Origin of the sequence: Isoptericola sp. NPDC019571 (assembly GCF_044389385.1) — a bacterium.
Lineage (GTDB): Bacteria > Actinomycetota > Actinomycetes > Actinomycetales > Cellulomonadaceae > Isoptericola > Isoptericola nanjingensis.
Genome location: NZ_JBIRXZ010000010.1, coordinates 202,911 through 211,812, shown reverse-complemented (window position 1 = coordinate 211,812; position 8,902 = coordinate 202,911). Strand labels below are relative to the sequence as shown.

The window sequence follows — 8,902 nt, the reverse complement described above, 5'->3', positions numbered from 1 at the left end:
GGCGGGGGGGGGGTGGCCGCCCCCTGGGGGGCGGCGCCCCCCCCCGGGGCCCCGCGCCCCCCCCCCCCCCCGCCGGGGGGGGGGGGGGGGGGCGGGCCCCCCGGGGGGGCCCGCCGGGGGCCCCCCCCGCCCGCTCACACGAGCGACTTGGCGCGCAGGGCGCCGCGGACCCGGGCGACGAGCTGCTGAGGCCGGCGGAGGTCCTCCGCGACGACGACGATGACGGTCCAGCCGAGCGCCTCCAGGAGCCGGCGGCGTCTGATGTCCTCCTGCCACTGCTCGCGATCGGTGCGGTGGTGGTCACCGTCGTACTCGATCGCGACCTTCTGTTCCGGGTAGAGCAGGTCGACCCGCTTGACGTAGGTCCCGTGGGGCGCGAACACGACATCGTTCACGCGGGGACACGGGAGGCCGGCGTCCACGAGCAGCAGCCTCGTGCGTGTCTCGGTCGACGAATCGGTGTTCGGCCGCAGCCGGGGGATCGCGTCCCGGACCTGGACGATGCCTTTGACCTTGTGCGTCCGCGCGCTGATGTCGAGCAGCTCGGCCGGCGACGTCAGCCGGTGCTTGCGCCGCATCATCGCGTCGCCGAGGACGACCACATCGTCCGCCAGGCGGAGCTCGCAGGCGACGTGAGTGAACGTCTGTGCGGGCGACGTCACGAGGAGCCCGTCGATCTCCACGGTGTCGAGGAACGACTGCCGGGTCCAGTGCGCGACGACGCCGGGGCGTTCGGTCCTGTCCTCGCTGCGCATGGTGACCACGTGCAGGCGCGTGTCGTCAGCGTGGGTCCACGGGCGCTCGACGCGGAGCAGGTCGAGGGCGGTCGTGTGGCTGAACGCGACGTCGTCGTCGAGCGTGAGGCGCAGGGCCCGGCACCGGTCGTGCAGCTCTGTGACGGACCCGGCAGGGAGCCGCACGCCTGTGAAGGGAGCGTCCCACCGCCGTCCGGCGCGGAGCTGCTTGCGGCTGAGGCCCGCTCGCAGGGCGTCGGCCACGGTGAACGGGGACGTGCTGTCGCCGACGAGGTCATCCATCGGCACAGCGTGGCGAGCGGAGACGGAGTCAGGGGCGCGTCATCCACAGGTTTCCGTTGTGAGCGGGCGTTTGGCCCTGATTCGGTCGCGAATCAGGGCCAGACGCCCGCTCACAACAGTCGGGCGGGTCAGTGGCGGGTGCGGTACAGGTGCATGGTGATCGGGCCGAAGACGGCGGTGAGGACGACGGAGGCGACGAGCACCCAGACGATCTCGCCGCCGTCGGGGGTGCCGGCCATCAGCCCGCGCACGGCGGTGACGAGGTGCGTGACCGGGTTGATCTCGACGAATCGCTGCAGGGCGGCGGGCATCGTCGAGGGGTCGACGAAGATGTTCGACGCGAACGTCAGCGGCATCAGCACCATCATCGACACGCCCATCACGGCGTTCGGGGTGCGCAGCAGCAGGCCGAGGATCGTGAAGATCCAGCTCAGCGAGAAGGCGAAGACGAGCAGCAGGAGCACGCCGAGCACGACGCCGACCACCCCGCCGTCGGGGCGGAACCCGAGGATCAGGCCGAGCCCGATCGTCATGACCGACGCGATGGAGTAGCGCACGGTGTCCCCCAGCAGGGCGCCGACGATGGGCGCCGGCCGCCAGATCGGCAGCGAGCGGAACCGGTCGAAGACGCCCTTGGTGATGTCCGTGTTGAGCGTGTAGCCCGTGTACACGGTGACGATGACGATGGTCTGCACCAGGATGCCGGGCAGCAGGAACTGGATGTAGGCGGACGTGGACCCGGCGAGCGCGCCGCCGAACAGGTACGTGAACATCAGCGTGAAGATCACGGGGGAGACCAGCACGTCGAACAGTTGCTCGGGCACGTGCTTGATCTTCAGCAGCGCGCGCCACCCGAACGTCAGGGTCATGGAGAGCGCGGACGGTCGCGAGGGCGGCTCGGTGAGCGCGACGGCCTGGCGCAGCGTGGTGGTCGCGATCTCGGTGGGTTCGGCGGACGCGGTCATCGGGACACCTCCTGGGCGTCGGCGGGCTCGGCCTCGTCGTCGGCCGGCAGCGGCTTGCCCGTCAGGGTGAGGAACACCTCGTCGAGGCTCGGCTGGCCGAGCGTGAACTCCGGCACGGCGATGCCCGCCTCCCCGAGCGCGGGCAGCAGCTGCGCCACCGAGTCGGCGCCGTCGTCGGGGACGCGGGCCGACAGCGCGTAGGGATCGGTGGGCAGGGTGGGCTCGGTGCCCAGCACCTTCTCGACGACGCTCGCCGCGGCGGACCGCTGGCCGGCGTCGGCCAGCCGGATCGACACCGCCCCCTGGCCCACGGAGCGCTTGAGCTCGGTCGAGGTGCCCTCCGCGATGACGGTGCCGTGGTCGATGACGGCGATGCGGTCGGCCAGCTGGTCCGCCTCCTCGAGGTACTGGGTGGTGAGGAGCACGGTGGCGCCGTCGGCGACGAGCACCCGCACGATGTCCCACACCTGGTTGCGGCTGCGGGGGTCGAGCCCGGTGGTGGGCTCGTCGAGGAAGAGCACGCGCGGCGCCAGCACGAGCGAGGCGGCGAGGTCGATGCGGCGCCGCATGCCGCCGGAGTACGTCTTGACCTGCCGGGGGCCGGCGTCCGACAGGCTGAAGGCGTCGAGCAGTCCCTCGACGCGGCGCCGCGCCGCCGCCCCGGTGAACCCGTACAGGCGGGCCAGCATGAGCAGGTTCTCGGTGCCGGTCAGGTCCTCGTCGACGGACGCGTACTGGCCGGTGAGCCCGACGGCGGAGCGGACGGCGTCGGCGTCGGCCACGACGTCGTGCCCCAGCACGCGCGCGGTGCCGGCGTCGGGGCGCAGCAGCGTGGCGAGCATGCGCACGACCGTGGTCTTGCCGGCGCCGTTCGGGCCGAGCAGCCCGAAGACGCTGCCGGTCGGGATCCGCAGGTCGACGCCGTCCACGGCCTTGGTGACCTGCTTGCGGGTGGTGAAGTGCTTGACGAGCCCGCGGGCGTCGACGGCGAGGTCGTCGCGCGGGGGGCCGGGGTCTGACGCGGACATGGGATCTCCCGTGATGTCGGTGACGTGCGTCACGTCCCAGGCTAGGACGGACCGCCGACGCCGAACTCATCGGCGACGGACGAGGAGCGGCGCGGCGGCCGTGGCAGGGTGTCGCCCATGACCACGGAGCCGATGACCACCGAGCCCGCGACCCGCCACCTGTTCGACCCCGACCACCTTGCCGCGTGGGTCGGCACGCAGGCGGGCTTCGCGCGCGTGCCGGGCGCGCAGTACGCGGTCCGCGTCGGGGACGACGTCGTGCTCGAGGGCGCCTGGGGCGTCGCCGACGTCGCGACCGGCGAGCCGCTGCGCACGGACCACGTGTTCCGGGTGGCGTCGCACTCCAAGACGTTCACGGCGACGGCGGTGGCCCGGCTCGCGGACCGCGGCGCGCTCCGCCTCGACGACCCGTTCGACGCGCACCTGCCCGAGCTCGCGGGCACCGCCGTCGGGCGGGTCGCCCTGCGCGAGGCGCTCGGCCACACCGGCGGCGTGCGGCGCGACGGCACCGACGCCGACTTCTGGCAGCTCGGCGCGCCGTTCCCGGACCGGGACGCCCTGGTGGCGGCGGTGCGGGCCGACGGGCCGGTCCTCGGCCGCGGCGAGGGCTTCAAGTACTCGAACCTCGCCTACGGGTTGCTCGGGCTGGTGGTCGAGGCGGTCACGGGGACGGCGTTCGCGCGGCACGTGCGCGACGACCTCCTCGCCCCGCTCGGGCTGGGGCGCACCACGCCCGAGCTCGACGACGCCGCGCCCGCCGTCGTCGGGCACTCCGCCCTGGGCGTCGCCGACGACGGGCGGCTGCCGGTCGCGCCCGTGCGCACGGGCGCGCTGGCCGCGGCGACGGGGTTCTGCTCGACGGCGGCCGACCTCACGCGGTGGTTCGCGGCGCACGCCGAAGGCTCCGGCCTGCTGCGGCCGGAGACGCGTCGCCTGCTTCAGCGGGACGAGTCGGCGATCGACCGCCCGCACGCCCGGCCGCGGCGCTACGGGCTGGGCTTCGAGGCGCGCGAGATCGAGGGCCGTCGCGTCGTCGGGCACGGCGGCGCGTTCCCGGGCCAGCTCAGCCGCACCTGGGCCGACCCGGCCGGGGGCGTCGTCGTGTCCGTGCTGACGAATGCGGTCGACGGCCCGGCCGACGCGATCGCGACCGGCCTGTTCGCGCTGGTCGCGACCGCCCTCGACGCCGGCGCACCCACGGCCGAGGAGGCCGCCGTCCTGGGCCGCAGCACGGGCCGGTTCGCCAACCTGTGGGGCCTGACGGACCTCGTCCGGCTGGGCCGGGACGTGTGGCTGATCGACCCGCGGCGCGAGGACCCGCTCGCCGGCGCCGAGCGCCTGGTCGTCGACGGCGACGCCCTGCGGCTGCCCGTCGAACCGGGGTTCGGGGCGCCGGGGGAGCCGGTCGAGGTGCTGCCCGGCGACGACGGCCGGCCGGCGGGGATCGTCGTCGCCGGGGTCACCTCGTGGCGTGCCGAGGACTACGAGAGCGAGCGCCGCGCGCAGCTCGCCGCCCGGCACGGGGCGTGAGCACCGGTCACGGCTCGGGGAACGTCGGGGTGATCGGGTCGAGGCGCGGCGCCGGGGACGGGCGGGGCTCGTCGAACGTCTCGACCTCGACGGTCTCCGGCTCGAGCAGGCGGGCGACGGCGTCCTCGAGGTTGGTGCGGATCGCGGCGACGAGGCCGTCGGCGTCGCGGGCCTCGAAGCGCTCGACCAGCTCGACGTGCGACTCGGCGGCGTCCTTGCGCACGGCGTAGTCCTCGCTGAGCGTGAAGCTCGCGATGCGGACCTCCACGATGAGCGTCGTCATCCAGCGCAGCAGCCACGGGTTGCCGCCGGCCGCGACGAGCGACCAGTGCACGTTGAGGTCGGCGTCGCCCACGCGGCGGGCGTCTTCGCTGCGCTCCGCGTCGACGAGGGCGTCGTGCGCGGCGCGGACGGCCGCGACCTGGGCCGGGGTGGCGCGCTCGACGGCGAGGGGCGCGGCCGACGTCTCGACCGTCGTGCGCGCCTCGTACAGCGCGCGCACCCGGTCGGCCCCGATGCGGACCACGCTCAGCCCGCGGCCGGGCACCGAGCGCAGCAGGCCCTCCTGCACCAGGCGCTGCGCGGCCTCGCGGAACGGCCCGCGGCTGACGCCGAGCTGGCTCGACATCTCGACCTCGCGGATCGGCGACCCCACCGCCAGGGCGCCCGAGTAGACGGCGTTGCGCAGCTCGACGGTGATGAGGTCGACCGTCGACGGGCGCGTCACCGGCGTCAGGAACGGCGCGCTGCCGACGGGGGCCGGCGACGACGATGGGGTCATCTGCTCTCCTTTCAGGGCGGCCGGGGACCGTCCGACCGGGACATATCATCCCGCGCCGCGGCCTCGGCCCAGATCGTGACCCTCTTGTGACCATGGCATGACCGGCGTTTTCGGGCATGTCGGTCTCGTTCACGACGATCGTTCGTCGCGGCGACGCCGCTCTGACCTGCGACGACGCCGAACGGAGCGCGTCCTGGCGACCCGCCCTCGCTGATTGTAGACAATCCGACATGTGGATACATAGATTGTCGTACCGTCGGCATCGCGGCTACCGTGTCGCACCGTTCAGACCAACGGCTCGGCGCGGACTCCCGCCGGGCGACGAAGGGAGACACCGTGTCGTCCACCAGGACCACGAAGCGCCGCCGGGCGATCCTCGCTGCCGGTTCCGTGCTCACCATGACCGCGCTGGCCGCATGCTCGAGCGTCGACGAGGGCGGCTCCGGCGACGGCGCGGGCGTGACGGTGCAGTCGTTGAAGGACGCGGGAACCGTCAAGGTCGCGTTCAACGGCGAGAAGCCGTACAGCTACACCGACGAGAACGGCGAGCTCACCGGTGCCACGATCGCGCTGGACAAGAAGATCTTCGGCGAGCTGGGCGTCGACGACGTCGAGGGCACCGAGACGGAGTGGAACTCGCTGATCCCCGGCCTCACCGCGGGGCACTACGACACGGTCAGCGCGGGCATGTCGATCCTGCCGGACCGTTGCGAGCAGGCGGCCTTCGCCCTGCCCACGATCATGTACACGACGGCGTTCCTCGTGCCCGAGGGCAACCCCGACAACCTCACCGACTGGCAGTCGGCGGTGGACGCCGGCGTCAAGCTCGCGGTGACCAGCGGCGCCATCGAGGACGGCTACGCGCAGCAGACCGACGTCGAGACGATCACGGTCGGCAGCTCGCAGGACGGCCTCGACGCCGTCGCGTCCGGTCGCGCCGACGCCTTCGCGCTCACCGGCATCTCGATCCGGTCGCTGGCCGAGGGCACGGACAAGCCCGTCGAGGCCACCGACGCGTTCGTCGCCACGATCGACGGCGTCCCGCAGATCGGCGCCGGCGCGGAGGTGTTCCGCAAGGGCGACACCGAGCTGCTCGACGCCTACAACGAGAAGCTCAAGCCGATCGTGGAGGACAAGGACGCCTGGCTCGAGATCATGGAGCCGTTCGGGTTCACCGAGGCGGAGTTCCCGCCGGACGGCCTGACCGCCGACATGCTCTGCGAGGGCGACCTGAAGAAGATCTCCGACGAGCTGGGGCTGGATTCCTGACCGCATGTCAGACGACATCCAGACACTGATCGAGAGGCTGCCCGCGCTCGGCGACGCGGTGCTGGTCACCTTGGAGATGACCCTCGGTGGCGCCGTGCTCGCCATGGTCGTGGCCTTGGTGCTCGGGTTCGGCGCGCGCACCCAGACACTCTGGGTGCGCGGGCCGTCCCGGGTGGTCATCGAGTTCTTCCGCGGCACGTCGCTGGTGGTCCAGATCTTCTGGATCTTCTACGTGCTCCCGGTCTTCGGCTTCAAGATGGAGGCGCTGGCCGTCGCCATCGTCGCGCTCGGCCTCAACTACGGCGCGTACGGCGCGGAGGTGGTCCGCGGTTCGATCGAGTCCGTGCCGAAGGCGCAGTGGGAGGCCACGATCGCGCTCAACATGGGCTGGTTCCACCGGGTGCGACGCGTGATCTTCCCGCAGGCGTGGGCGCTGATGATCCCGCAGCTGACGAACCTGCTGATCCAGCTGCTCAAGGGGTCGGCGCTCGCCTACTACATCACGCTGCACGACCTGTTCTTCTGGACCACGCAGCTGCGGCGCGCGACGAGCGACGTCTTCTTCAGCTTCACCGTCGGCCTGCTCGTGTACTTCGCCATCGCCTACCTCTTGACCTGGGGCATGAACTGGCTCGAGGAGAGGGCCAAGCGGCGGCTCGGTCGCGGTACGCGCCCGACGCTGCGTGAGGCGCTCCGGATGAAGCCGGCGCTGACCGAGGCGAAGAACGGGAATGGTCGAGCCGTGGTGGGAGGTGCCGCATGAACGAGAGCATCTGGGACTGGGAGAAGGCCTGGGAGGTCCTCCCCAAGCTGCTCGACGGTCTGGTGATCACCGTCGAGGCGACGGTCGTGGGCATGATCATCGCCTCCGTCCTCGGCCTTGTGTTCGCGCTCGCGCTGCGGGCGCCCACCCGCTGGGTCCGGGCGCCGCTGCGGCTCGTCATCGACTTCATCCGCATGACGCCGCTCCTGGTGCAGCTGGTGTTCGTGTGGCTGATGCTCCCGGCCGTGCCGACGCTCGTCGTCGGGTTCACGGTGCTCGGTGTGCACTACGCGACGTACATGTCCGAGGTGTACCGCGCCGGGATCGAGGCGGTGCCGAGGGGGCAGTGGGAGGCGTCGACGGCGCTGAACCTGCCGAAGGCCCGCATGTGGCGCGCCGTGATCCTGCCGCAGGCGATCCGCAACACCCTGCCCGGCCTGGGCAACTACGCGATCTCCATGTTCAAGGAGACGCCATACCTGTTCGCGATCTCGGTCGTCGAGATGTACCAGGCGGCGCAGCAGTACGGCGCGCTTACCTTCTCGTACATCGAGGCACTGACGATGGTGGGGCTGCTCTTCCTCGTGGTGAGCTACCCGGCGGCGCTGCTCGTGCGCCGGATGGAGATCCGCCTTGCCTGACCCGACGACCTCCACAGGGAGCCAGAACATGAGCAACACCTCGAACGGCAACCCCGCCATCGAGTTCTGCGACGTCACCAAGCGCTTCGGCGACAACGTGGTGCTCGACGGCCTGAACTTCTCGGTCGCGCAGGGCGACCGGGTGACCCTGATCGGCCCGTCGGGCTCCGGCAAGACGACGATCCTGCGCCTGCTGATGACCCTCGAGGAGGCGAACGGCGGGCTCATCCTCATCGACGGCGACCCCTACACGCACGAGTACAAGGGCGACAAGTGGGTCGAGGTCTCGGAGAAGCGCCGCCGCGTCGTGCGCAACCGGGTGGGGATGGTCTTCCAGCAGTTCAACCTGTTCCCCAACATGACCGTGCTGGAGAACATCATCGAGGCGCCGGTCCACGTGCTCGGCAAGAGCAAGGCCGAGGCGGTCCAGCGGGCGGAGGAGCTGCTCGAGCAGGTCGGCATGACCGACAAGCGCGACTTCAAGACCAACCAGCTCTCCGGCGGCCAGCAGCAGCGCGTCGCCATCGCGCGGGCCCTCGCCATGGACCCGGAGATCCTGCTGCTGGACGAGGTGACCTCGGCGCTCGACCCGGAGATCGTCGCCGACGTGCTCGGTGTGCTCCGCGAGATCGCCCGCACCACGGACATCACGATGCTGCTCGTGACCCACGAGATGCAGTTCGCCCGCGACGTCTCCAACCGGGTGCTGATGTTCGACCACGGCAAGATCGTCGAGGAAGCCGACCCCGAGACGATGTTCACCCACCCCAAGCACGAGCGCACCCAGGAGTTCCTCAAGGCCGTGCTCGGGAACTGACCCTCCCGGGCCCCGAACAGGCGGTTGCTCCCGTTCTCGCGCGTCACGGCGCGTCAGGACGGGAGCAACCG

Annotated in this window: 9 protein-coding genes; 5 read left to right on the top strand and 4 right to left on the bottom strand. The window is 71.8% G+C overall.

The features are described from left to right. Positions 1 to 134 precede the first annotated feature (134 nt). From ACH443_RS17560 to ACH443_RS17550, 3 genes are all read right to left on the bottom strand, one after another. Positions 135 to 1,037: an endonuclease domain-containing protein gene (locus tag ACH443_RS17560; protein WP_430591043.1), complete on the bottom strand. Its 903-nt coding sequence runs from the start codon at positions 1,035 to 1,037 to the stop codon at positions 135 to 137. Positions 1,038 to 1,165: 128 nt separating this feature from the next. Then, on the bottom strand, positions 1,166 to 2,002 hold the full coding sequence (locus ACH443_RS17555; RefSeq protein WP_429764360.1) for an ABC transporter permease: 837 nt from the start codon (positions 2,000 to 2,002) through the stop codon (positions 1,166 to 1,168). After that, entirely contained in the window at positions 1,999 to 3,030 is a 1,032-nt protein-coding gene (locus ACH443_RS17550; protein ID WP_429764644.1) for an ATP-binding cassette domain-containing protein, read from the bottom strand. The genes ACH443_RS17555 and ACH443_RS17550 overlap by 4 nt, the downstream gene beginning before the upstream one ends. Positions 3,031 to 3,147: 117 nt before the next feature. On the opposite strand from ACH443_RS17550, the gene ACH443_RS17545 reads away from it, so the two are divergent. Next, positions 3,148 to 4,560, top strand: coding sequence for a serine hydrolase domain-containing protein (locus ACH443_RS17545; RefSeq protein WP_430591042.1), 1,413 nt, complete (start codon positions 3,148 to 3,150; stop codon positions 4,558 to 4,560). Positions 4,561 to 4,567: 7 nt separating this feature from the next. Here ACH443_RS17545 and ACH443_RS17540 read toward each other — a convergent pair whose 3' ends face one another. After that, positions 4,568 to 5,341 carry a GntR family transcriptional regulator gene (locus ACH443_RS17540; protein WP_429764362.1) on the bottom strand — a complete coding sequence of 258 codons (774 nt, stop codon included), beginning with the start codon at positions 5,339 to 5,341 and terminating at the stop codon, positions 4,568 to 4,570. A gap of 336 nt (positions 5,342 to 5,677) precedes the next feature. Here ACH443_RS17540 and ACH443_RS17535 point away from each other — a divergent pair, with 336 nt between their 5' ends. The 4 genes from ACH443_RS17535 to ehuA are packed head-to-tail and all read left to right on the top strand — an operon-like array spanning position 5,678 to position 8,831. After that, a complete protein-coding gene (locus ACH443_RS17535) occupies positions 5,678 to 6,610 on the top strand; it encodes a transporter substrate-binding domain-containing protein (RefSeq protein WP_430591041.1) in 933 nt (310 codons plus the stop codon). A 4-nt stretch (positions 6,611 to 6,614) separates the two neighbouring features. Then, entirely contained in the window at positions 6,615 to 7,373 is a 759-nt protein-coding gene (ehuC, locus tag ACH443_RS17530; protein WP_430591040.1) for an ectoine/hydroxyectoine ABC transporter permease subunit EhuC, read from the top strand. Further along, complete coding sequence (gene ehuD / locus ACH443_RS17525; protein WP_430591039.1) at positions 7,370 to 8,014, top strand: ectoine/hydroxyectoine ABC transporter permease subunit EhuD; 645 nt, start codon at positions 7,370 to 7,372, stop codon at positions 8,012 to 8,014. The genes ehuC and ehuD overlap by 4 nt, the downstream gene beginning before the upstream one ends. Positions 8,015 to 8,042: 28 nt before the next feature. Next, a complete protein-coding gene (gene ehuA / locus ACH443_RS17520; RefSeq protein WP_430591038.1) occupies positions 8,043 to 8,831 on the top strand; it encodes an ectoine/hydroxyectoine ABC transporter ATP-binding protein EhuA in 789 nt (262 codons plus the stop codon). Positions 8,832 to 8,902 lie beyond the last annotated feature (71 nt).